This is a genomic window from Paenibacillus polymyxa M1 (assembly GCF_000237325.1).
Taxonomy (GTDB): Bacteria; Bacillota; Bacilli; order Paenibacillales; family Paenibacillaceae; genus Paenibacillus; species Paenibacillus polymyxa_C.
Genome location: NC_017542.1, coordinates 2886010 through 2912096 on the forward strand (window position 1 = coordinate 2886010; position 26087 = coordinate 2912096).

A 26087-nucleotide genomic window follows, 5' to 3' on the forward strand; every position below is an offset into this window, starting at 1 on the left:
CGGCAGAGCCATACATGAACCACCGATTGAATTCGAGTTTTTCTAAAATCAAAAACAATCTTGTCTAAAAAAACGGGAAGACGATGCATTTGTTGATCCAAACTTATTCCTTTGATCTTTTAACAAAGTAGTTTCATCTCCAAATGAAACGTTTCCAATTTATTATAAAAAAATGACGAGTTTATAGATTCAAACAGAGATCCAACTGAAATGAGCTAATATCTTTACATTTAAGATCATGTCGTTTCGCCTTGCCTGAAGATAACGGGGAGACGATACACTTGCTGATCTAAAGTTATACCATCCATCTTTTGATACAGCAGTCTGATTGTCATACGTGCCATTTCCTCCACTGGCTGCCTGATTGTGGACAATATCGGATGAAAATAAGGATGATTCTGAATCCCGTCGTAACCGATGACCTTTACATCCTCTGGAACGCGAATACCCTGCCTGCCTACTCTTTCTATATATTTAGCGGCTAACATATCGGTAATAGCGAAAATGCCGTCCACATCCTGATACTTATGTAGAAATTCGCTAAAATAGGCATCGTCGTTCACAATAGGGTCTGGTTTCTCGTATACAACATAGTCGACACCTAATTTTTTCGCCTCATCAATGAAACCTTTTCTTCGATTCATGGTTTCACTAAATACGGAAGTTACACTTCCTATAAAAGCCGGCCTCTGGGCTCCCGCTTTAATAAGTTCCCTTAAAGCCATACTCCCTCCCTTATAATTATCCGAGGTCACACAGGTAATTTTTTTGCTAAAGTGTCTGTCAATACTTACAATCGGAATGTCATTGCTTATGCTATTCTCAATATCATTGTAGGTAATGCCGACAATTCCAGCCACTTTATTTTGCCGTAGCATATCCAGATAATACAGTTCCTTTTCGGGCTTGCCACCGCTATTACATAGCATGAGCTTAAAGCCTTCCCTATCCAACTCATCCTCAATGTAATAAGCCAGTTCAGAAAAAAAAGGATTCCAGATACTTGGAAGTAGCAAGGCTACCATCTTGGATTTCCTCATCTTAAAATTTCGAGCGACTTCATTAGGGATATAATTCAATTCTTGTATAGCTTTTTCCACCTTATGGCGTGTATCTGGTTTTACAGAGCCCGAGTTGTTAATAACACGGGAAACAGTTCCCACAGCTACGCCAGCCAGGTTAGCGACATCTTTAATACTTGGCATTTAGCCCCCCCTCTCTCTTATGAAAATTATAATAACACGAAGTTGGAAACGTTTCAATAATCTTTGAAACGCTTTTTTTTGACTTTTTTTCCTAGCCCATGTAGCTAAATCAAGTGTAATCCGGTCAGAAAGATGATAAGCCAGCTTCCTGATCTTTCTCCTTCTTCACTACTCGAATACATATATGATTATGAAACCTTCTTTAACTATCTTCTGGCTGAAGGACTTACTCCTGCTGGCCCTATTAGTCAAATTCCGTTAGAAACTCTTGAGAAGCTTTCATTGGATTCAATTCTCGGATATAGATTTCATCTTCTCACCAAAGCAGGAAACTCAAGAACGACAGTATCAAGAAAGCTATCATCGCTTCGAACTTTATTTAATTACTTGAATCAAAAAGCTGAGGACGAAAACTTCAATCCTTTACTAATTGGAAATGTGATGGCGAAAGTTGATATTTGCAAAAAGAAGAAATCTAAGTATACAGCAGCTAGCATCCTAGCTGGGAAATTGCTTCGAGATAATGAGATTACTGAATTTGTGGAATATATAAATTAAAGGATACGAAAAAGTTTGGTAGTTAACGAACTTTTGGAGTACTTCTCCGGCAAGACGTATTTTCAACTCAAAGAACTCATCACATATTTCAGACTTGTTTAAAATAATACGATTACAATCTACTTGATACCTGACCGTTGCCATCAGATCTATAGCGGACTGAACATCAGTGATTAATTTTTACCACTAGTAACATAGACAATTCCTATTCCATTGCATTAATTTTCCTAATGTTTATCATCTTCTTTTTCCTCATTTCAATCTTATACTTATAAAATAGTACTCTATTCGTCATGATTCGATTCATTCATAAACAAGAACCCAATATCTCGCCCCAGGCTCTCCTTCCTCGACAACGGCTTTCCAACCCCGCTTCTTATAGAAACTCAACGCATTATTATACAAAAACTCTGCTCTCTTTCTTATAGGTCAGCGCATTTTTTTTCTTTACCAGCCCAGGGTTTGAATCGTCTTTGGACTCCATTTGCTCGTCTGGGTAAGTGTTTCAATGACTTCGTTGGTGTTGATCGGCGTATGACTCCAGATAATTTTCATTACTTCGAATTCGGCTTCTGATATTTGCAGCAATTCTTTCATCGTAGGAACCTCCAATCGCTGTTGACCCCAAATTTCTCAATTATATTTTTAGCGGATGAAATTCAGGATCAAATGCGAACGCTTCGATTTATCGGAATTGCTTCATTATTTCCGCTGCTGCATGCATAACCCCAAGTTCAAACCAATCAAAAGAATACTCTAATCCAGAGGAATTCTTGCGATTCCCTGTTTGGCAAACAGGTCGAGAACAGGAGCATGTTTCCCCTTGTCTCGACCTTTTGTGCTTGGTTTAATTAGCCCTATCGACTTACCCAACAGCTCTGCTACGCTTACTCCAGAGCCTTAAAGGCCGCCTTGGCTGCCTCAGTGATTAGGGCATTGTTATACTCTGCATCTTTGGTATCACGGCTGGACATTACAGCAATAATGATCGGCTCCCTGTCCGGAGGCCATACGATGGCAACATCGTTGCGTGTGCCATAGCTTCCTGCGCCTGTCTTGTCACCAACTACCCAGCCCTCTGGCACAGCCGCCCGAATTAGTTCGTCGCCGGTAGTATTTTCCTTTAACCAGCCGATAAGCAGTTCTTGTTTGTCATTAGGCATGGAATCGTTAATCGTCAGCACTTTTAAGCTGTTGGCAAGGGCGTTGGGCGTACTCGTATCACGGTGGTCCCCAGGAATCGCTTCGTTCAACTCATGTCTCATAACGGTTGGCCATAACCACATTGTCACCGTTGTCTCTCATCGCTTTTTCGAACCCTTCGGGCCCGCCGAGCGCCTTTAGCAGCAAATTTCCTGCCGTATGTCGCTATAACGAATAGCCGCATCACTGATTTCCTTGAGATTCATCCCGGTATCCACATGCTGTTCCGTAATCGGTGAATACGTGACCAGATCATCCTTGGCAAACTTAATGACTTTGCCCAGTTCATCGTTAGACTTCTGCTGCAGGACCGCGCCTGCTGCCAGTGCCTTGTAAGTGGATGCATAGGCAAAACGTTCATCGGCCCGATAGGCAACCTCTTTCCCTGTTCCCGTATCAATAACATATACGCCCAGCCGTGCGTCAAACTTGATTTCAAGCTGTTTAAAAACCACATTCGCTGCGTTTGAGTTTGGCGGCTCCTTTTCAGTCGGCGGAGTTGAAGCCCCCTGTTTTGTACAGCCAACGAGCAGCACAAGAAAGAGTGTCATCGCAAATAAAGCTATTCTATTTGTATTTAATACGTATTTTTTCAAGATTTTAGCCTTCTTTCCCTAAAAATATATCGTCTGTTTGAACCCCTCAGCAGGTTATACCCGATGTCCTCCTCTCTTCTCATTTCCACATGTATTACAAATGTAATATTTTAGTTATTATATTTGTGGTTTTTAAAAGTCAAGTTACAGAATTTTGATAGTAGAGCTCACCGACCGAATATAAAATACGCCGTCGTTATGTCCCTAGTACATCTTATCTATTTGAAGTCGTTTTCTTCTGAATGCTTACATATGTGCCTTGATTGCATAAAACGACGGTTAATTATAGCAGAAACCGACATTCGCCCTCAAATAAAGGGCGCGATGTCGGCTTTAAACTTAACGGCCAAACTCCTTATCGATTATTTTATTGTGAGCCGGCTCCACTTCCGGGGCTACCGAGTTGATGCACGTTAGCAAAATACGCTGCCCGCCTAAAGATCCGAAGGCTCTTGATTCAAATCCGAAAGTACGGCCGGTATGTCCCCAGAATGATTGCCCGTCAGAAGTGCTACTCCTTTTCGAATGGTGAATGATTTCATAAACGCAATCACTCCTATTATTTTAGAATGTTGTTCTGCTTTACCCCCTCACCTTACCTCCGATATTGTTAAATCGAACAGTGATAAAACCGCCAAACTTTTGATGACATCGTACTTGGACCTGTCACATATACCGCATGACAAACTGTCAACTGTCTTATATGACGTGCTTGCTAAGATAAGGATCTCTAGTACAAAAGGTGTTAGGACGACAACCTTTACCGATAGGCAAAGAAACATGCCCAGAATGAGTTGTTGTTCTAACTATGTTATTTGATAGAGCTAATACAATTTAGTTAGCAAGGATAAACTAGTGTACTTTCTTTTTTGATTGCAATCGTAGGAGTCCTGCTTGAGAAAAGCCAGCAGCCCATGAAGCACATCTTTAGAGGCTAAGAAACCGATATAGGTCAAGGTGTTGTTGCTCGGCGGAATGGGGAGCGCGATGAAGTTAGCTGCAAGCCGATGAGCAAGACCAGGTATCCATATTCGTGAAACAATTGTTCAACTAACCCGATCAGGTCCATGAGCATTCTCCCTCTTGTGCTGCAATGTCCCGCGAGCCGAGACAAGCTTGTTTTGCGGCAAAATTAAATAAAAAAGTGCAAGAACAGCCAGTAAAGCAGCGCTGATGCTAATGGCAGCTTCATTCGTATACTGGCTGGCTATCCATCCCCCGATGACCGGACCAATCATAATACCGAGCCCTTCAATCCCTGAGAGTACTCCCCACCCGGTCCCCTTCTGATCCTCCGGAACAAGGTACGACAGCACCGCATTCCAGGCCGGAAGCACGGCTGAGTAAGACAATCCCAGCATAAAGGCAAACAGCATCGTTAATGCAGGCGGCGGCATGGATACGATTAACAGAGCCAATATGACCGTAAGCGATACGAAACCGGCGAACAGCATTTGCTTGTGCCCCCATCGATCGGCCAGCTTCCCCATCGGGACCAGAAACAGCATCGCACCGGCCCCGCCGAATATGAGCATTATCGAATATTGCGGCTGGCTCAGACCGAGATGGTCAGCGGCAAAACCGGGCAGTATCGGCAGCAGCAGTCCCGCGGCGGTCATCTGCAGAACCATGCCTGGCAGTAGCCATTTCAGCTGAACGAGTCTTCTTCGCAGTCTTGTCGCTTGTTCGGCAAAGCTGACGTTCTGGAGGTGCAAGGGGGTTGTTCTGTTAATCCCGAACGATGCAATGCAGCCGACGGCGAGCAGCGCAGCCATCAGCCGGAAGGCAGGTACGAAGCCATAATCGAAGGTGAGATTGATTGTGATCGGCCCCAGACCGATGCAGGCCAGCCACACGGTGTATATCGCCCCAATCTGGGCTGCCCGCTCCGTCAGCCGGATTTTCTCCAGACAAATGAGCCATATAGGCGACGCCCCCATCCCAAGCATCACGGAACCGGCAACGAGCCCCCAGGCATATGGACTAACGAACACAGCGGCTAGTCCGGACAGCATCAGGACGAAAGTGGCGGGCAGCAGCCAGCGCAGCGAAAACCTGTCCAGCAAATATCCAGCCACACATTTAATCAGCGTATCGGCTGTATAATGAAGCGAGACGGCAAGACCGACCAAAGCAACGGTTTGCCCCGATTCGTTGACGGCAAAGTTCGGCAGGAACGAGAACAAGAAAGCGCTTCGGACAAACTCTGTGCAAAAAAGCACCGTGAACAGCATCAGAGTAGAAAGCTTGAACGCGCTCCTCCCGCTCATCATATTCCACCCCTTCTTAAGGGGCTTGCCTCAGGAAACAAATGCCGAACAATATGGTCCGCAGACGTTTTCTGCCTTGCTGCGAGCAGCCCGTTCATCATTGACTGCTTGATCGGCTCAGAGGAGATCATCGCTTGTATCTGCAACACCAGATCATGAATCGTAAAGGCCACGGCTGCCGCTCCTTTGCGCTGCAAATACAAGGCATTCTCCTTCTCCTGCCCCAGAAACGGATTTAGGATGAAAATCGGAACCCCGGCCTGAATCGTCTCGGATAGTGTAACGCCTCCCGCTTTCGTGATGACGCAGCAGGCACTGCTCATCAAAACATGCAATTGATAGGTGAAGCCGAATACATCCACTCTTGCATCATCCGCCCAGCTCTCCGTAAGTCTCCGTCTCCATCTTTTCTGCCGGCCGCAAATCACTTGAATGCGGACGCCTGACAAGAGTAGCAGCTTCCCGATGAGCCTCGATAGCGATTGCAATGTGCCGCAGACGTTGGCCATAAGCAGAATCACATGCTCATCTGCCTCTTTAACGGAGCTGGAACCGATCATTGCCGCATCATAAAATGATTCCCTGACCGGAATTCCGGTCACGGTAATACGACTCTCGGGGACGCCCTGCCTGATCATGGCCTCTTTCACGTCGCTGGCAGGGACAAAATAGTGATCCGGCTTGGCGAACAGCCATCTTCGGTGAACGTCAAAGTCCGTTATAACAACAGCAGTCCGGGGACGGATCGCAGATAATGCTTCGCTGCTTGGCAAGCTGCCGAACGGGAATGTATATATGATGACCTCCGGCTGGTAATGGAGGATGATTTTCTTGAGCCTGTCGCCGCCAAGACTGTTCATCCAGGCCGCAATCTTTCCCTTCATGGGAAGCCGGTTGGTCAGATGGTAGATCCATCCGTAATAGGGAATGCCTAAACTGGCTGCATGCGGGCTTTGCCGGTATAGAAAGCGGATTATTTTGTTCAGCACAGGATAAGCTTCCCGGAACAAGTCGACAACCGCCACCTCGCTATAACCATTGCGAATTAAGCTTTGCTGCAACACCTTGGACACCTGATGATGACCTTCTCCGTAATCGGCCGTTAAAATTAAAATTTGTGGTTCCTGTCTCACTATTGTCACCTCATTTCACTTGTCAAGCCATTTCATCCAGACGAACAAATTGCAAGTTGCGTCCCTGTAATTGATGTAGTACTTCCTCCAGAGCCTGAAGCATAAAATATGGCGCGTGACGGTCCGCTCCCGGCGTATCTCCGCTGTCATGCAGTAAAATAACAGATCCGTCCGTAATTCCGTTCAGCAGCGTTGCCTTCAGCTTCTTGCGGCAGCTCCTGCTGCGCCAATCCCCCGCCTTCAAGGACCAGAGTACGATGCGGTACGATTTGGGATGAAAGAAATCGAAAGCGTTCATGAGCCCCCATGGCGGACGATAGTGATTCGGCCTTTTTCCAATTATAGATTCAATAATATCTGCGGTCCGTTTCATATGATCACGCCGCACCGTCCAGGGAAGCATCAGCCAATTGGAGGTGTGAGCGTAATTGTGGATTCCAATCTGATGACCTTCACGATCCATTCTTCTGATTAGATCCGGGTGCAGTTCCGCCTGCGAGCCAAGCACGAAGAATGTGGCCTTCACTTGATAATCCTGCAATAAATCCAATAATTCCGGTGTATACCTCGGATGCGGCCCATCGTCGAATGTGAACGCTACCTGGTTCTTGGTCGTTCCCTTACGAAAGGCTCCCAATCTGACTATTCTTGGCAGAAAACTGGGAATTAGCATATACAGACTGATGAAGCCTATGAGCCCAATCAACAAATATTTAACAAGCAACGTCTTTATCCCCCTTAGTGAAAATTAAGCTTAAGCATATTGCTGCAAGGAGCAAACCCATTTTTCTTCCTGGGTATCGCTCTGCATGCTCAGAATTTGCATGACCGCATGTCTGGCGGAATCCTGCTGTCTGCACAGCCCTGCATTCTCCCTCATTTCTTCCAATAGGGAAGGCTGTTGAACCAGCCGCTGAAGCTGATCCTCCAAATTGTCATTCTGACATAGATACGCTACTCCCGCTTGAATCAAATAACTAGCATTATCCTTTTCCTGCCCCATTCGTGGCTCCAGCAGCAGCATGGGAAGCTGAAGCGCCAGCGCTTCGGAGGTCGTCAGTCCGCCCGGCTTGGTAATCAATACGTCTGCGGACGCCATCCATTCATGGATTCCCTCCAGGAAGCCTGTCAGCATGACGTTATCCCTGTCTCCCAACGCTTCATGCAGACGGTTCAGCAGCTTCACATTGCGTCCGCATACGATCACAAATTGCACGTTAGGGGGAAAAGAGTCAGATTGCATTTGCTCGATGAAGGATTTATCGATAATCCCGCAACCGCCCCCCATCACCAGCACGACAAAGGCGTCAAGAGGCAAGGCCAGCTTCTCGCGCAGCCGGTCTTTATTGTCGGTCTGACTGTAGGATGGGCGAACAGGGATGCCCGTTACAGCAATTTTGTGGTCAGCAACGCCTTTTCTCTGCAGAGCTGCACGCACACCTTCGGAGCCGACCAGATACAGATCCGTAAACGGATGTATCCAATAACTATGATCGGAATGGTCAGTAATGACTGTTGCCGCAGGCAGATCCGTCATCCCTTTTTCCTTAAGCAAGGAAATGGCGGCTGATGCCAGCGGGAACGTACTGACAATCAACGTCGGCTGTTCCTCATTCAGAAGTTTGAGCAGCCGCTGTAGGCTGGTTGTGAGAAAATGCTTCAGGAAGAAAGTAAGTGTACTGTCCGTCCGGGTCTTCTGATACATATATCCGTATGAGGAGGGAAAATGCTTCACCCATTGCAGGAAGCAATACCGTTCAACCACATGCATGCGGGGATGGATCCATTGCATAAAGTCGACCACCTCTACTCCCTGTTTGTACAACACCGATGCCTCCAAAATCGCCTTGGCCGCCTGCATATGTCCATCCCCGAGCGCGCCGGACAAAATCAGCAGCTTTTCCCGTTTTATGTTATTCATCAACAATCGCCTCCTTCGTGAAATTTAACTATGTATGAACAAAATAACCAGCACCGCCGTTAGGAATCCGACCATCCCACCAGCCACACAATCGATTGGATAGTGATAGCCCCAATAAACCCGGGATATGGCCACCAACAAGGCCAGACCAATCAAGACAAGCATAATTGCCGGCGATGAGGCCAACATAAAAGGTGTAACCAAGGCGAAAATAGCGGTTGTATGGCCGGATGGGAAGGAATAATCTTTCAACGGGAATTTGCCTACCTTTACCTGCTCCAGCTTGCGGAAAGGCCGGTCTCTGCGCACCTTTCTCTTGATCAGAACAGCAACGATATGGCTAACGGCCAGTGCGATCAAGCTTTGCAGCCCGATTCTGCTGAACTCCCCCTCGGCGAACCATGCCAAGGATACTGCGCAAATGATGGTAAATAAAGCTCCGCCCAAATGGGTAATCCATCCGAACAATCGGTCCAAGACCCGACTACTCAGCCGATGGTTGCACCAGAAGAACATCGTTTGATCAATTCGCCTTATCCACTGCATCCTTCTTTCCGCCTCCATTCCCTTTTTTTTTCATAGATTGATGTTCCCCCCTTATCTTCCTCCGCTCAGACAGCTTCCGTATTAAGAACCATATTGCCGCAATCGCTATACCAACGCCCACCAGCATAATCGTGAGAACTTGGTTCACCATATTCTCTGCCGCGCGGCCATATATATAGAAGAGAAAACCGACTACATAAAACTTCACCGCCCGGCCAATGGCCGCATAGCTGAGCAGCTTCCATAACGTATAATTCATGCATCCGGATAAAATCGTAAATATTTTAAACGGGATCGGAGTGAACGATCCGATCAGGATTGCGGCCTCGCCATGGCGGGCAAATAAGTCGCTTGCCGAATCCAGCCATTTTTTCTTCATTACACTGCCTAAAACATGCTTTCCCGACAGCTTGCCGATCCCATAACCGATCGGTGTCCCAAGCAGGCTTCCGGCAAAGCCTACCGTAGCGAGCCATAAAGCCGACTCCGGTTGCATCGCGCTTAAAGAAAGCTGCAGGAAGAACGCCGGGATAGGGAAGATAATCGCATCGAGCATAGCGTGAATAAAAAGTCCCGTCGCTCCGAAGTTCTGTAAAAATTCCATAATTTCATCCATGAATGCCTTCCCGCCTTTGTTACAGAGCATGATGAAAAATAGGTTACCTTTGGGTGGTATGGGTTTCCAGTCGCTGTGTTTCAACTCCATACCGCCCTCCAGGAACTTACCCACCACGCTCCTAGTTTCTTTTGTTTTTAATTAATTGGATCTTGATTTGGGTAGACATAACTCCTTTGAAACGGACTGTCTCTTCATCGTCATAAATCGGTTCCTCAGCGAGCTGCGGGAGTGAATCAGCATCATCGGTATCAATTGTTCGGTCTTGCGGCCAATCCGCTTCTTGCCTTCAGGGTGCATGACGGATAACAACAATCGTAGATAAGCCGTTGTAATTCGTTGAAACAGATCGGACTTCATCGGCTGTTGTTCGAAACCAAGACCATGTATCAAACCACGATGAAGCAGCGTAATGGCGACTAACGCCTTTACCTCTCTGAACTCCGGCTGACTTGCGAATGCCTCGCTGATCTGCTGCATGGATTTCCGTGTAAGCCGGGCCGTCATGAGCGCCGCGCGGTCTGAGTCTTCGGATTTGATCAGCATCAGAATCTTTTCATTATTGAGATGGAGTTCTCCGACCAGATCGCCTCTATCGATGATGGTGGAGTCCGCACAGACGATGCTCTCCCCTCGGTGTTTCTTAATCATGACTTTGCAAATTCCAAAGTGCGATGTATGCGATCCGCGAAAGCGTGAAATCCAATCGAACCCTCTTTCCCACACCATCCAGACTGCCTGCATTGAAGATTTGCGTAAACGAAGCAACATTGATCCAACCATCCCTCATTCTTATTTTTATCGACAAATTCCATTGAAATTGTCAAACTGAAATAATATTTCTATGTGAATTCCTTATCTCTGTTAACTTAATGATAGAGGATTTAACCAAGAGAGCATACGGGCTGAAGTACTGGCAGGGCCGGATACATCCGGTTGCCTACTGTACATGATTAAGTATGAAAAACAAATCTTAATTAAACGTAAAGAGATTCTTAAAAAAAAGTTAATTTTTGTTTCGGGTTGGAGGTCCGTCACTCAATTTGATGCACATCGCTGCTCGCTCAAGTTTTCATATATAAGTGCGACCAAAAATAGTAAGCCAATAAGAAACACTTAAACTTTGATGAGGTAAGTATCAGAGTGGCAAATAGGTCGGAATGGTATTGAAAATCTGCCATATTTCACTCCTTTTCGAATGATGAATGATTTCATAACGCAATCGCTCCATTATTTTAGAATGTTGTTCTGCTTTACCCCCTCACCTTACCTCCGATATTGTTAAATCGAACAGTGATAAAACCGCCAAGCTTTGATGACATCGTACTTGGGCCTGTCACATATACCGCATGACAAACTGTCAACTATCTTATATGACTAGGTCTGAATCATTCGAAAATTGATTTGCAAAAAAATATAAGAAGGTGTGCGTAATTCGTGTTCTCGATAATGAAAAAAAGGTTCTGATTATAATAATGGAATTTATTCACTCACTTTCTAAGGAAATTCTGCCCGTTAAAAAAGGAGCCGATCACGTTGATCAGCTCCTTTTTTTATTAAGTTAGCGTTTGCCGTTAAAGTTTAATGGATCACATTTGTTGCCTTAATGGAACCTGGCACTTATTCCATTAATCTCCCTTTACTTCATTATCATTCGGAATTAATTCATACAATGTACGAACATCACAACCGATGGAATCGGCGATCGATATGGCAATTTTGAGAGGCATCACTCTCTTGTTTTCAATAAAGTCGTAAACTCGTTCCGGTTTAAAAAGCAAGTCTTTTGCCAGCCATTCTGCTGACTTTCCAGATTCCATCAATCGTTCACTCAGTAAGCAACGTCCTAGTTCAAATTTCAAGAAGCGATGACCTCCCGCATAAGATAATATTTAACCTAAGCGTTGTCCATTGCCAGCATGAATATACTTCATAAAGGGAGCCATAACGATAAAGTTCCTCTTGCGTCGGCCCAATTTGTTGGGTGAGCTCCTTCCCGTCGCTATCGTTTCCCCTTATTTATCCATTACAAAAATTCGATATACCCTTCTGTTCCATGCACGCGAATTCGTTGCCCATCTTTTATCGATTTGGTCGCATTCTCCACTCCGACAACGGCTGGCAAGCCATATTCACGTGCGATAACGGCTCCGTGGGTCATCAGTCCGCCCACCTCCGTAACCAACCCTTTTATGGATAAAAACAATGGAGTCCAGCTGGGATCAGTAAAGGCGGTGACTAGTATATCGCCATCTTCCAGATCAGCCCCTTCTATATTCAGGAGCACACGTGCCCGCCCCTCTACAACACCCGAAGAAACAGCGAGGCCTACAATAGCTTTAGCGGGGATATTTTCTCGTTTGTACTGACCCGTAATGATTTCGCCATCAGACGTGATAACACGTGGCGGAGTTAGTTTTTCATATAATCTATACTCGTCTTTGCGTTTGTCGATGACCTGGTAATCCAGTTTATTTGTGCGTATGGTTTCCTGCAATTCTTCAAAAGCGAGATAGTAAATATCTTCTTTTTCATGAAGAACGTTGGCTTGTACGAGTCGTTCCGCTTCCTTTAGTAAAGCCTGTTTATAAATGAAGTAGCGACTAACAATGTCGTATTTCGGATATTCACGATAACCGATGAAATTCCGGATCTGGTCGATCATTTGTTTTGTCTCTTCGGCTTTTTGTTCACCATCCGGTAATTGTTTCAATCGGGCTAATAAATCCTGTTCTTTTTTCATTGCCTCCTGTCGCCCTTGCTCAAATTTTCGTTTACTGGCGCCAGGCTCAAGGTTTTTGATGTTACTGAGGATCATAGGTACCAATATATTTGGTTTTTCACTCCAGCGTGTTCTTGTAATATCGATCTCCCCGGCACATCGCATTCCATATTTGTCGAGATAAGCAGTAATAACATCACGCACCTGCTGTCCACCTTCGAATTGAACCAGTTCTTCTAAAAAGTTATCATCCTTTACCTGTTGTAAATACTCAATTATTTTCGGGTAGGGACGAATCACATCTGCAACATCCAATAGCTCCATACCCATTTCAGAAGTGACGTTGTTAGGTACAGATAAGGAAAGTGTGTCTGCTACGTTTTTTTCACCTAACCATTCATCCATTTTTTCATTGATCCATGCTGAAGCATGGATGGCGGACATAATCACACTCAAGTTTTTCAGATCTGACGCACGCTGCCTCCGTTGCTGCATATCTTCCAGGATACAATCTAATACATCCAATCCTGATTTCGTTTGGGTGTTATGTTTTAACGCTGATAACGATGTCTCACTACTCTTAATCAAATCGACAACAATTGCCGGGTCGTTTCCTGCTTCTGCCAGAATATCCGCAGACGACATACCCTTATGGCTTTTAACGGGTCCCGGTTCGCTTTTGTCAGATGGGTCCAATTTTATGAAATCTCCCCGCTCTATGATGGTAATAAGCGCGTCTTTTATGAGCGGATCGGAGTGTCCTAAAACATCCAATAAATTTTGCCTGCCATCTGGTGAAGCCAGACCCATCGTGATATCCACAAACAGCCTTCCACCACCAGTTTTAAACATGGGTGTGGCACCTGTTAACATCCAAACAGATATTCCCAGTGGTTTAATAGGATCAGTCATCATTTGCTGATGGCCGACAGATACATACACGTGATTCTCCTGGTCATTTGCTTCAGGTATGGGATATAAAGTGGTGATCGGCCGGCTCTGGACAATATAAAATATATCATCAGCCAAACACCATTCGATGTCTTGGGGGCAGCCGAAATGTTCTTCGATCTGTCTTCCAATGCGTGCCAGTTGTAAAATTTGTTGATCCGTAAGGGTTTGCGTTTTTTGCTGATCAGGATTGAGCTGCTTGGTCTCTGTTCCGCCTTCTTTCCGTCCATAAATAGCCATTTTTTTGGTTTCTATCCTCTTGCTGACGATTACCCCATTCTGTACTTGATAACAATCGGCAGATACCAAGCCGGAGACCAGCGCTTCTCCAAGTCCGAAACTTGCATCGATAGAGAGCAGCTTTCGGTTGCCATTGATGGGATCAGCGGTAAATAAAATCCCTGAAGCTTGTGGGAACACCATCCTTTGAACGATGACAGATAAATAAACTTGGCTGTGATCAAATCCATTCAGCATTCGGTAAATTACCGCGCGTTCCGTAAATAAAGAAGCCCAACATTTGCGGATATGCTCCAGGATGGATTCTTTGCCGATAATATTTAAATAGGTATCTTGTTGACCAGCAAAAGAAGCATGCGGCAAATCCTCAGCAGTCGCACTAGAACGTACGGCATAAGCATATTCATCACCAAACTGGGAGAGATAGTGAGCAACTGCTTTCACAACATCAGAAGGAATGGCTACTTCCATAATGGCCTGTCGAATCTTCTTGCTGATATCATCAATTTGTTCTCGATCTTCTACTTTAAGCGTAGCTAGCTGATCCAGAAAAGCATGAACTATTTCGTTTTGTTCGATGGCTTTTTGATATCCCAATGTTGTAACACAAAACCCTTCTGGCACTTGTATTCCTTCCATTTTGGTTAATGCCCCTAAGTGCAATCCTTTTCCACCAACAAGCAAAAGCTGAGTGTTATCCATTTCTTGAAAATCGAGAACCAGTGAATTCATTCAACATCTCTCCTAACCATTAATATAGAGAAAAAAGCGAACAATCATGATCATGCCTAGTCACCGCCGAAGTAAGTCGCCGCGTACTTCTTCTCAAAACCGCTTGATTATGTACGCAGCCTGATTGCACATTCCATCTTCCTTTCTATTTTCTGGGGGGGTAAAAAAAACATTGACAAATCAAAGTTCTAGATGTACTCTAATAATAGGGATAATATTTTTTTCGATTGTTTATATGATTTGTCAATAACGCTATCGATTATATCATAGCTATTTTTTGTGTTCAATTATTTTATGTAAAAAGAGATGATCCTTGAATTTATCAGGGTCATCTCTTTTTGTGATTACTCTTTTACCGATCCTACAACAATTCCAGTCACAAAATATTTTTGAAGTAACGGATAAATCAGCAGTAGCGGGATGACAGCGACTACGATTTTTGCCGCATTTAGATTTTTATTTGAAATTTCAGTCAAGTTGCTAAGTTGTGCTGAGTTGGTGCCGGATTGAAGAAGTTCCGCAATATTCACGTTAAGGGACTGAATATACGTCATGAGCGGATAGTTGCTGACTTGAGTCATATAGATCAAACCGCTGAAGAAATCATTCCACGTTCCCACGATACTGAATAGTGCTACCGTCGCCAGCGCAGGGATGGACACGGGAACATACACTTTGAACAGGACCTGCAACGGACTTGCCCCATCGATGAATGCTGCTTCCTCTAGGGCCTTAGGTACAGCAGAGAAGAAGTTCATGACAAGGATGACACTGAATATAGGGACAGCTCCTGGTAGAACAAGCGACCAAATTGTATTGAGCATATCGAGGTTTTTGATCAATAGATAACTCGGGATCATCCCACCGCTGAACAGCATGGCAAAAATCATGACGTTCATATAAATGTTTCTGCCCTTAAATTCTCTTTTTGACTTGGAGAGCGGGTATGCCATTAGAACAATTAGAATCATGTTGAGAAGAAGTGTAAGCACAACACGTAGAACAGATATGCCAAAGGAACGCCAGAACTGAGCATCATCGATAATTTTCGTATACGCTGCGGTTGTAAAATTGACCGGTACGAGACCTACAGCATTAGCTGACACGGCCTCACTGCTGCTAAATGAAATCGCAACGATATTCCATAATGGAAGTAGGCAGATCAATGCCAGCAATATGACGATGGCATAGATGACTAACCCGCCAATTCGATTTTTTTGGCTTACAGAATACGACACAGGCTTCGCCTCCTTAAAATATTTTTCGGTCGGTGTATTTTTTGGCTAATTGGTTGGCGGACAATAGCAAAACAATACCAATCACTGACTTGAACAGGCCAACAGCCGTACCGAAGCTATACTGTCGCCCAACGAGTCCAATCCGATATACATAAGTATCCAGAATATCTCCCGATTCATAGACAACTGGGTTATACAGATTATAAATTTGATCGAAGCCGGCACTCAAAATATTGGTCAGACTCATCACTCCCATGAGCAGGATAATAGGCAGCATGCCTGGCAACGTAATATGCCATACTTTTCTCCACCAGCTGGCTCCATCCATTCCTGCCGCTTCATACAGACCCGGATCAATCGAAGTAATTGCAGCCAAATAGACGATGGAACTGTAACCGAATTCCTTCCACACGTCTGTCCCAATAATCAGCGGCTGGAACCAGGTGTTGCTGCCGAGAAAATTAATATTCTCCAGACCGAAAAAAGCCAAAATTTGATTCACAATCCCATCCAAACTGAACATGTTAACAACCACGGATGCTAGAACTACCCAGGATAGAAAGTGTGGCAGATAAACGATTGTCTGCACGGATTTTTTAACGAATTTGATGCGGATCTCATTTAACAAAATGGAAAAAATGATAGCCATCAGTGTTCCCAATAGAATCTTGGCAATGGCAATCACCAACGTATTACTAAAAACCTGTGCGATGTCCGGCAGCTTAAACATATAAATAAAGTGCTTCAGCCCTACAAATTTGGAGCCTAACATTCCCTTGGCTGGTATATAATCCTGAAACGCCGTAATGACACCGACCATCGGAACATAGCTGAATACCAGCAAAAATAAAATACCCGGAAGCATCATCAGATGATATATGGCACCCGTGCCGAACCGGATTTTTGCTTTATCGTTTCCCTGTTTCATGGATGGACCCCTTTCCTAAAAGCAGGGCTGCAATACGCAGCCCTGTTAGCAGTTTAAGATTGTTTATTTTTTGGATGCAACCTCGTCTTTAATTTCCTGAATTACCTGGTCACCGCCTTGCTTCTTCCAATTGCTAACGAATGTATCGAAGTAATTCAGAGGTTCTGCACCTGTCACGATTTTGATAAAAGATTCCTGCTCCATCTTGGTCAGATTAGCCCAGGTCTGTTTCATGCTTGGTGTAGTTCCGGAGAAAGCGGGTGTCATCCATACAAATTTGTTTTCCCGTGTCAGTTTGTCAATGAGTCCCACTCCGTTGATACGCGAGTGATATTTCGACCAGGCTGTTACGTTATCCGTATCCATATTACTTAAGTAAGTCTGGATACTTTTAATATTGTTCTTTGATTCTGTTGTCCGGACCTGATCCAAACTTATCTCTCCTTTAATTCCTCGAACGATATCAGAGTAGTCATCCAGTAACGAGGTCGCCGAGTTGACTTCAATATTAAACGGTCTGGTAGAACCGTCTACGCCGTTCTCTTGATACTTGGCAGCTTCTGGCATAGATGTTCCCACATTTTTATCATTTGCCAGTTTATCGTAGAAAAGGTTTACGATTTTAACGGCGAGTTCCGGGTGTTCGTATCCTTTTCTTACAACGATAAACTGATTAGCTGGATTGGCGTGTGCCACGTTTACCTTTCCATCTGCATCTTCCAAAGTGTAAGCCGTGAATTTCGCATTCTTATCCTTCTGCTTCACGTTGCCCAGACCCCAGTCGGGAATATGCCATGGTCCAAAAGCAATACCGCATTGGCCGTTGGTGTACAGTGCCGTAATATCATCAAATGTGCGTGTTCCAAATTGCGGGTCGATGATGCCTCTCTTGAACCAATCTGCCATGACGCCTAGCATCTGCTTGGTTTCCTCTGTTGTTGAGCCATAAACAATGCTGCCGTCTTTACCCTTCATCCAATACTGAGGGAATGAACCCTTCGTTGAGGCAACTCCAAGCATGGTATAGGCAGAACCATTATAGTCAGTTGTATTCAGGGTGTTCACAAAGGGAATACCTACCGGTTTCCCGGTTTGACCCGGATCTCTTTTCAAGAATTCCTCGGCCGTTTTCTCCACATCGTCCAGCTTGATGGTACCATCTCCGTCTGCATCAAGCTGGATTCCCAGTAGATCCAGCCAATCCTGACGAACCCAGACCATGGTTGGTGCGGAATCTAGGGAAGTAGCTGGAAGCGCCATTAAACGTCCATCTATCGTCGCATTGTCTAACGCCCGGCCCTCATACGAGTCGTAAATATTCTTGATATTATCTGTGGCATACTGTTTGTAAATTTCCGTCATATCTTCAATCAGATCATTATCAACCAGTTCTTTGAGTTCATCCTTGGAATCGACACGCATCATGTCAGGCAGTTCTCCAGAGGCGATGGCGAGCGAAACCTGACGGCTGTAATCTTCTCCGTTGGCTTCAAATTGGTCTTTAATCTGAGCGTTAAACGCTTTTTTGACCAGTCGAGTATACGCATTGTTCTCATACGAATCTCCAGCCGGCAGCTTCGGGTTGGCCGTAGTCACACGACCCATCGTGACGGTTATTTCGTCTTTATAGGCACTGAATGGGTCTCCGGGTGTTACCTCATATTTGCCCGCTTCCTTCGCAGTGGGAGGGTTGGATGAAGCCCCACAGGCTGCAAGGGTTGAAATCATTAGGGCAGATATCGATAGTACGGCCAGACGTCTCGTCAACAATTTGCTTTTTACGGACCATTTAGTTGTCATCTCATTCGATTCCCCTTCGTTGTGAATATTTCTCTATCATTGTTGTTTACGCTTTCATTATAAAACTCGATGAAGACTAAACGAGATAGGGAATAAACGTCTGTTTGGATAGAAAAATGTATGCGGTTTCACGTCAGGCAGTGAAGTCATACTTGGCTTGTAAGCATTTATCCTACCTGCCGACATACATTTGTCTATCTTTACTTACTAACCAAAGTAAAGCACAAAAACCGGCAGCTCCTATCAGGAATCTGTCGGCTTGACTGAATTATAAAAGAGTACGCTTTTTATCCCCTCTGCCCAGCTGTCGATATTCACTTGGAAGCAGGCCTGTCAACTCGCGGAAAATTCGGCTGAAATATTTTTCATCCGTATAACCCACTCGCTCAGCAATCCAGAAAATCTGATTATTTGTATTCAATAAATACTCTTTAGACTTCTCTATTCGTATAAAACGGGAGTACTCATTAAAGGTTTTCCCCATCAGATCCTTGAAGCATTGACTGAAATAGCTTCGGCTGATGTTCAGTTGCCGGGACAGACCTGAAGCAGTAAAAGCTTGATCCAAATCATTTTGCATGATCATAATCGCTTTTTTCACGGCGTCTACAATTTCCTGTGAATACGAGGTCTGTTCATCTGCCTTACGAATGTCCACAGAGGTCTGCTTGATCCAAGCTTCTACCTCGTACCACGATAGAAAAGAATGGATCATTGAGATTCTACCAAGCGTAGACTCGGCAAAAAGGTGATTCCATTCCATAACTATCGAGTATAGCAATCCCATCAACTGGCTTTTTTGCAGTCTTAGTGATTTGAACTGTTCAATCAGTTGGTTGTAGTAACTGTCGTTATGTGTCCATGGTGATAGAAACCAACTTTGCTTAATTCGATCCATGTCTTCATCCTGCGGTTCTATTGGAAATGATTCCTCCACATTCATCGAAACGGCAATGACAGGATCATAAGGGTCGTATGCATAGAATAAGGACGTTTCTGTATAATTCATAATCCAGTTTTGGATTTGCGACCACGTTCGCTCTTGTACATCGGACATAACTAGCAAGGCGCCTTGGGGAACTTGGTCCCGGTATTCCTTCAGTTTGTGGAACAGTTGATCCTCTAAGTCCATGGGTGCCGCCCACATCCAACTGTTCCGTTCAACCTCCCATCGGATCTCATCTACACTGGATGTCGGTTCAATCGGCCAGCTCTGTCCTAACTTGCGATCCAGTGAAACAAGTGCATACACATGGCGGTAATGGACATTAGTCTCACTAAGCAGCGGCAGCTTTCGTTTTTTATTCGCCAGCTCGTCAATCCGGATATGTATTCGATGCAGCACGTGTTCGAATTGCTCCTTCTCGAGCTGAACCTTGGCTATATAGTCGATGGCTCCCAGCCTGAGCGCTTCCTGGATATAATCGAAATCTTGATGCAGTGTTAATACGACAATATGAAGCTCTGGATAGAGTTGCCTTGCAGCTCGCATCAGTTCAATACCTGACATCACCGGCATCGCGAGATCCGTCAACATCAGATCGACCGGTTGGGATTTCAGAAAATCCAGTGCTTTCAACCCGTTACTTGCTTCTCCTACAACTTCCATATTGAACTCATTCCACGGCATCGCGGAGCTTATGCCTTTTCGTACCAATTTGTCGTCATCCACAATCAATACTTTAATCATCCCCGAACATCTTCTCCTTTGATAGGAAGTATGAGCAGAATACTTGTCCCTGTACCCAATTCACTTTCGATCACCAGTTGTGCTTGATCTCCGTACTGTGCCCTCAACATGCGGTGAACATAATTGAGTCCGATGCCCATCCCTACTTTTTTATGTTCTGCTATACGATTGTTCAAGAGTTTTTGAATCGCTTCCTCGGTCATGCCGGCTCCATTATCCTGTATCAGAATATTCAGCGTTTTGGTGAGTGTAACTTCAATCTGAATAAAACCTTCGTCACTCAGTCCATGATAGAGAGAATTTTCAACCAACGGTTGCAGAATAAAACGAGGCACAGGTATTTGAAGCACATGGTCATCCGCTGAAATACGCACGTCAAATTCAAAGTCATATCGAATTTGCTGCAGGACTAGATACTGTCTTAGCGCATCAATTTCCTCTTCCATCGTCGATACTTGCCCTAATTTACCCAAATTGTAATACAACAGTTTGTTCAAGGATTGCACCAACTTGTCAATCTCCCCTTGTCCATTCATGACGGCCAGCCAATGTACAGTATCTAGCGTATTCATCAGAAAGTGAGGATTGATCTGATATAACAATTTTTCCACTTCCAAATCTGCACGGATCTTCTCTTTCTGCTGCACTTCCTTGAACAGGTCACCGATTTGATGCTGCATATTTGAGAATTCTCCCAATAGAAAATCGAACTCGGGAATATGAGTGCGAGTCTGGCTGCCTGCCTTTTGTGGATTCTGAGACATTCCGTTAATTTCCGAATGGAACAGACCGAGTGGCTTGTAGACCATCTTCCACAGAAGCCAAGCAAGAAATACAGTAAAGCCGAGAAAAAATAAAGCGACCAGTAATATTTGAAGCAACCACTGGTTTTTCTCCTGTTGATACTTAGCCTGCGAAATTACCGAGATGACGCTCCAATTCTGAGCGGAGTCCTCCTTAAACCAATGGTAGTCACGGGATATTCCGTCTTTTGCAGTACTTTTTGATAAGTTGAAGAAATTCTCCCCCACTTTCATCGTTTCCGGAATTTCACTGTAAACAATTTGACCTTCACCATTCAGGATCAAATGCGATAAAGCTCCTTGGTATTGGTTGTAACCTAGTATATTCTGTGTAAGACGAAAGCCGGATTCGACGTAAATATATACATCGTCCCTTTGAGGCAGTTGTACCTTTCGCATGGCAGATAAAACGAGCTGGTCATTAAATCGGTTCATACTGATATGGGGACCATAGTACGAAATGCCATAAGATTTGAAAAGCACAGGCAAAGACTCAGGGGCAAAGCGATCTTTGATGGGAAAGTTAGCGAACTGTGTAGCGCCTTCTTTCTGGAAATAATATAAGGTCAAGCCTATATTCGGATTAGTAAACGTTACAACATTTAACTCATTCTTTAATTCATCTCTAGCCTCAATCAATTCAATTATATTGGAGGAAGGTTGCAAGACTTCATCCAGTTTTTTGCCTAAAGTGCCGCTATATGATAATTGCTGAGTAACATGATTCAGATTGGTAATTGAATTTTCCAGTGATGAAGTTACCTGCTGTAGATTGCTCCTAATTCCATCATTGATTTTATTCACAAAAATGGAATCAATGGTATAATAAGAAATTGCAAATATACTAATAAAGGGAATAAACGCGCTGAGAAAAAACAATAAAAAGATTCTTTTTTTAAGTGTCATTCCGCCCCATTCTCCTTAGGTAAATAAAAGAGCAAGCCCCTGATTATGGAGCTTACTGTTTATTGAACAACAGCTCTATCAATTATCGTATTCCTCATAGACAGCGACCTATTTGAGAATAGACAACATCTTCATCCGATTCAGACTGGAAAAATCAGGATTTTTCCATCTCGGTGAGGTCCAATTCTGTTCATAATTATAGAATGATATTCCAATATGTCAAACGCTTTCATGGAATTCATAGAACTTATTCTCCCTTCCTCTTTGCATACATGGCATTGTATTTGTTCTTCTTAGACAAAGAAAAATTCCCCTTCAATTAGCGGTTTATTTATTAAACCTGTCTACTTGAAGGGGAGTATATCAAAATCGGTAGCCTGTTCCGTAATTTATAATAGCGAGGTTACGAACTTCACCTCCGGAAAGCGGCTATCCGGTCCTTTCATTAAGATTCCGCCTTGATTTTTCAGATACCTATCGAAGAAATCCAGCATATAGGCATTGATAACGGAGTTCGCTCTTTCGGGCGCAATCTTTCCTGTAATGCCCAGCATTTTGAAAATCGGAGAAATGAATTGTACGTCGGCAAAATTCAAATGCTCCGTATTTTCGATATAGAGGACTTGTCCCCCTTCGTCGACCGTTTCGCGCATCCGTTCAAGCTCCAACTTTTTATCTTCCGTTACTTGGTCCTCCCACTCTCTTGTAGATCCCATACGGTTAAGCTCTGCATCCGTGTAGACCCGGTTATCCATCACCATTTTTAATTTTTCGAAATAGCTTTCCGAGTTGATGAACAAAAACGGCTTTCGCAGACCCTCTCTGTCACGCAGTCGATAAAGCCCTCCATCTAAGTCTACTCCAACCGCGATTCGCGGATCGTAAGAAGCGTCATAGGCCGTCGCTCCGCCGATGGAATGACCGAACACCCCGACATGACCGAGATCAATCCTCCCTTTTAGATGGCTTGGAATCTGCCCCGATTGGATGAGCTCGAATTGGTCCAGCGCAAACGCCACATCGCCGGTTAAAACTTTTCCCAACTTGTCGCGATTTCCTCTACTCGTCTGGTAATCATGGTCGGGCGAGAATAAGTCGTTGGTTGTGCTGGTCGTGATTCGACCATCCGGAAACTCAGTTGCAAATGTATTGTAGGTGTGGTCGATCACTGCCACGATATATCCATGACTCGCGAGATTTTCGGCTTGCGACGTGTGGAGGAACCTGGAAGAGCCGTTGCCGGGATTCGCAAGGATCAGCGGGTATGAAGTCTGTGCCGAAGAAACTTCGGCCCCCGAATAAGTATGACTGGATACGTACCTCAGGTGTTGAAACGTAAACCCGGGAAGACCATAGTTCGCGGCCATATAACGTAAAATCTGGGTGTCGGGAATAAAGGGAGCATACTTGCCAGTGCTAGCTTGAGCCGGATACCAGACCTGAACCATCAATTCTCTCTTACCCTCTCTGGATTCGTCGAAAATCTCTTCCCTATTTGTATCCACGAAATGAAAAGTTTGCGTTCCTACCTTAAATTCGCCTGTCGGTTCAGGTAGTTTAAATACAGGAAAAGCATACATGAGGCCCGCTGTTACGACTAGCATTATTGCTATAGCAGTATAAGCTAAACCCAACATGAATCGTGGGATTTTTTTGGGGCCGTTTTTTTTAAAATAGCTATAACCTGAAATGGCTAAAAAAATGATCGTTATGCAATATGGGAAAAATAGCTGAATTCTGTATCCTTCCACCGTCCAATGAATGACCAGTAAAAGTGTGGCAATCCCGCTTGTAACGAATACTGGAATTCTACGCCGTCCTTTTTTTAATAGGAAGGTTAATGAAAACAAGCCGATGTTTGACAATAATAGCAACAGTTCAAACAGCCTCATCTCGATTCTCCTTTTAAAAAATTTCTATTTTTGTTTGTTCCAATCTTATCCTGCCAGGCTGGCATAAGCTATCGATTTGCCTTACATCTACCTTACAATTTTGTAATTCGATCTTGCGGTATTGGAGGACTCGTAAAAACAGTAAGTTCAATCATTCAATCATATATGGAGAAATACGGGTATCGAGCTGAAGCGGTCTAATTGTTTATTTGCAGTCAATGCTATCAACCTTTCTCTATAGAAAAATAATGTTGCGCCTAGAATGCCTCTCCATAGCAACAAGCAATCGGTGATCATAATGTGACCCTCTAATTAAATGAAAATAATTATCATTATCAATTATGGTGTATCAAGATCTACGGAAATTGCAAATACACAAATTGTGAATGCTATATATAAAGACAAAAGCCCTCGCATCTAGAGGGCTTTTGGAATAAATCAGCTATTCATTTGAGTCGCCTCAATCCGTCACTTGCATCAACGGAGTATCAGCACGCACAGGACTCCAAGAGGATCAGATTTTGCATAACCCGACAAAAACTCTAGCTTTGCTTCACTCATCTGCACCGATATTCACGGCTTTCCCTTTCACACGGGGTTCCCCGTCGATATCCTCGGTTCCGATGATGGCGTTATCCGTTGATCCGGAATCGATCGCTAGTGACGAAGACTGCAAACGGAAGTCGCCATTCGTGGCATTCACGAATTTAGGATCGGCAAACAGAGAATGCGCATCGTTGCCCGTTCCCGATTTGTACGTGGGGAATCCTGTATATTCTTTATCTTTCCAGGTCCAGTTGGCCCCCGAACTGCCACCAGGTGCAAAATATAAATTATAATCAACAACATTGCCCGAATTTTGAGTATATCCATTGTAGATCAACACATCAGTCGAACTGGCTACGAAAATATTGTTCTTGATCACGTTGTTTCGTGTATCATACTGAACCAAAAGCTGGCCGCTTCCGTCGTCCAATGTATCGTTCTTGTACAGCGTATTGTTCACGATCTTGCTGTTTACCGTTGAGCCACGCTCGTCATCGTAGCCGCCCATAGCGATGCCAGTTAACCGGTTGTTATATATCACGTTACTGCGGACCGTAATATTGCTGGTGGTTTTGCCGGCATGCTCGGAGGCAATTTCGACGCCGATGTCATTGTTATAGCTGTAATTCTGCTCGATAATGTTGTCCTTGCCCCCATCCACATAAATGCCGCCGGCCGAGTTGTCATCACTCTTGTAGGATGGGTTATTTCGAACCGAATTATTGTACACTCGATTGCCTTTTACCACCCCGTTCCGCACCTGATCGTAAGCAGTAGTCGGCGCGGTTCCTTCAAAGCCGATCAGATCGATTCCAATGTTGTCGTTATCGTGAATGAGGTTGCTGGTCACTGCAAAGCCGTTCACATTCCCGTTTAAAACAAGCGATTCGCTGGAGCCGAGCACGAGATTGTATAGTTCATTGCCGTTGATTGTAAGGTTGTGAATCGATGCAGGAGCTTTCGTGCCATAAACAGCGATGCCGTGAGCGTCCCGGCCTAGCCGGTCTTTTCCAGTTGGGGTGGCCGTGTTTTTGATGTCGTGGATTTTGTTATCAGACAGATTAATGAAACCCCCTGCACCGTGAACGTAAATGCCTGTAGGCACTGCGTTCTTGGAAGCAGTGGTAAAATTGCGGATTTCAAACCCTTGGATGGTGACGTAATCGACATCGGCCAATTCGATTAACCCTTCGTTCCCACTGACCGATAGGCCAGTACCGTCAACAATGGCGGTTTCCGTGCCATAGCTTGCGAACACGGTTGGGCCTTGCGAGGCGGAGCCAGAGCGGGTGATTTTCAGTTTCTCCTTATAAACACCACCTCGGACATAGACCTTGCTGCCCGGAGGGACTGTGTCGGCCGCATGCTGGAGCGTTTTCCACGGCGCGTCGCTTGTTCCCGCGTTGGAATCGCTACCACTTGTCGCCACATAATATTCGGTACCAGCGGCAGAGGCGGCAGGAGTCTGCACATTACCGATTGCAAGGCCCAACCCCAAGCTTAAACCTATAAGCAAAATTTTACCGAATTTCTTCAAGAAATTTCAACTCCCATCCTAATTCAGCTTTCGTCAAACTAACGTTATCATCAC

Annotated in this window: 18 protein-coding genes and 3 pseudogenes; 1 reads left to right on the plus strand and 20 read right to left on the minus strand. The window is 44.6% G+C overall.

The window, feature by feature from the left end; translation table 11 throughout:
- Window positions 1–236: 236 nt before the first annotated feature.
- Window positions 237–1205, minus strand: a complete 969-nt coding sequence (locus PPM_RS12730; protein ID WP_013371291.1) for a LacI family DNA-binding transcriptional regulator — start codon at window positions 1203–1205, stop codon at window positions 237–239.
- Window positions 1206–1337: 132 nt separating this feature from the next.
- On the opposite strand from PPM_RS12730, the gene PPM_RS29520 reads away from it, so the two are divergent.
- Window positions 1338–1763 carry a hypothetical protein gene (locus tag PPM_RS29520; protein WP_051507724.1) on the plus strand — a complete coding sequence of 142 codons (426 nt, stop codon included), beginning with the start codon at window positions 1338–1340 and terminating at the stop codon, window positions 1761–1763.
- Window positions 1764–1778: 15 nt separating this feature from the next.
- Here PPM_RS29520 and PPM_RS30075 read toward each other — a convergent pair.
- From PPM_RS30075 to PPM_RS12825, 19 genes and pseudogenes are all read right to left on the minus strand, one after another.
- A pseudogene (locus tag PPM_RS30075) lies at window positions 1779–1940 on the minus strand (DUF4180 domain-containing protein); the annotation flags it as partial.
- Window positions 1941–2163: 223 nt separating this feature from the next.
- Window positions 2164–2360, minus strand: a pseudogene (locus PPM_RS12740) (BlaI/MecI/CopY family transcriptional regulator); the annotation flags it as partial.
- A gap of 290 nt (window positions 2361–2650) precedes the next feature.
- Window positions 2651–3517 (minus strand): annotated as a pseudogene (gene bla, locus PPM_RS12745) (class A beta-lactamase).
- A 1091-nt stretch (window positions 3518–4608) separates the two neighbouring features.
- Window positions 4609–5835, minus strand: a complete 1227-nt coding sequence (locus PPM_RS12750) for an MFS transporter (RefSeq protein ID WP_014599783.1) — start codon at window positions 5833–5835, stop codon at window positions 4609–4611.
- Window positions 5832–6965: an MGDG synthase family glycosyltransferase gene (locus tag PPM_RS12755; protein WP_013371299.1), complete on the minus strand. Its 1134-nt coding sequence runs from the start codon at window positions 6963–6965 to the stop codon at window positions 5832–5834. Before PPM_RS12755 ends, PPM_RS12750 begins: the two co-directional genes overlap by 4 nt.
- A 22-nt stretch (window positions 6966–6987) precedes the next feature.
- On the minus strand, window positions 6988–7689 hold the full coding sequence (locus PPM_RS12760) for a polysaccharide deacetylase family protein (RefSeq protein ID WP_013371300.1): 702 nt from the start codon (window positions 7687–7689) through the stop codon (window positions 6988–6990).
- A gap of 30 nt (window positions 7690–7719) precedes the next feature.
- On the minus strand, window positions 7720–8886 hold the full coding sequence (locus PPM_RS12765; RefSeq protein ID WP_013371301.1) for an MGDG synthase family glycosyltransferase: 1167 nt from the start codon (window positions 8884–8886) through the stop codon (window positions 7720–7722).
- Window positions 8887–8910: 24 nt separating this feature from the next.
- Complete coding sequence (locus PPM_RS12770; protein WP_014599784.1) at window positions 8911–9432, minus strand: phosphatase PAP2 family protein; 522 nt, start codon at window positions 9430–9432, stop codon at window positions 8911–8913.
- Window positions 9410–10138 (minus strand): YqaA family protein, encoded by a 729-nt coding sequence (locus tag PPM_RS12775; RefSeq protein ID WP_013371303.1) that lies wholly within the window; start codon window positions 10136–10138, stop codon window positions 9410–9412. Before PPM_RS12775 ends, PPM_RS12770 begins: the two co-directional genes overlap by 23 nt.
- A gap of 51 nt (window positions 10139–10189) precedes the next feature.
- Window positions 10190–10819: a YkoP family protein gene (locus tag PPM_RS12780; protein ID WP_013371304.1), complete on the minus strand. Its 630-nt coding sequence runs from the start codon at window positions 10817–10819 to the stop codon at window positions 10190–10192.
- A gap of 857 nt (window positions 10820–11676) precedes the next feature.
- Complete coding sequence (locus PPM_RS12785; RefSeq protein ID WP_013371305.1) at window positions 11677–11910, minus strand: hypothetical protein; 234 nt, start codon at window positions 11908–11910, stop codon at window positions 11677–11679.
- Between the two features lie 164 nt (window positions 11911–12074).
- Entirely contained in the window at window positions 12075–14693 is a 2619-nt protein-coding gene (gene ppsA / locus PPM_RS12790; RefSeq protein WP_013371306.1) for a phosphoenolpyruvate synthase, read from the minus strand.
- A gap of 344 nt (window positions 14694–15037) precedes the next feature.
- Window positions 15038–15931 carry a carbohydrate ABC transporter permease gene (locus PPM_RS12795; protein ID WP_013371307.1) on the minus strand — a complete coding sequence of 298 codons (894 nt, stop codon included), beginning with the start codon at window positions 15929–15931 and terminating at the stop codon, window positions 15038–15040.
- Between the two features lie 13 nt (window positions 15932–15944).
- The gene (locus tag PPM_RS12800; protein WP_014599785.1) at window positions 15945–16859 is read right to left on the minus strand and encodes an ABC transporter permease; all 915 of its coding nucleotides are present in this window, start codon (window positions 16857–16859) and stop codon (window positions 15945–15947) included.
- Window positions 16860–16922: 63 nt separating this feature from the next.
- Window positions 16923–18659 (minus strand): sugar ABC transporter substrate-binding protein, encoded by a 1737-nt coding sequence (locus PPM_RS12805; protein ID WP_014599786.1) that lies wholly within the window; start codon window positions 18657–18659, stop codon window positions 16923–16925.
- Window positions 18660–18927: 268 nt separating this feature from the next.
- Window positions 18928–20349: a response regulator transcription factor gene (locus tag PPM_RS12810; RefSeq protein WP_013371311.1), complete on the minus strand. Its 1422-nt coding sequence runs from the start codon at window positions 20347–20349 to the stop codon at window positions 18928–18930.
- A complete protein-coding gene (locus PPM_RS12815; protein WP_013371312.1) occupies window positions 20346–22058 on the minus strand; it encodes a sensor histidine kinase in 1713 nt (570 codons plus the stop codon). Before PPM_RS12815 ends, PPM_RS12810 begins: the two co-directional genes overlap by 4 nt.
- 389 nt (window positions 22059–22447) lie before the next feature.
- Complete coding sequence (locus PPM_RS12820; protein WP_013371313.1) at window positions 22448–23950, minus strand: alpha/beta hydrolase family protein; 1503 nt, start codon at window positions 23948–23950, stop codon at window positions 22448–22450.
- Window positions 23951–24503: 553 nt separating this feature from the next.
- The gene (locus PPM_RS12825) at window positions 24504–26033 is read right to left on the minus strand and encodes a right-handed parallel beta-helix repeat-containing protein (RefSeq protein ID WP_013371314.1); all 1530 of its coding nucleotides are present in this window, start codon (window positions 26031–26033) and stop codon (window positions 24504–24506) included.
- Between the last annotated feature and the right edge of the window lie 54 nt (window positions 26034–26087).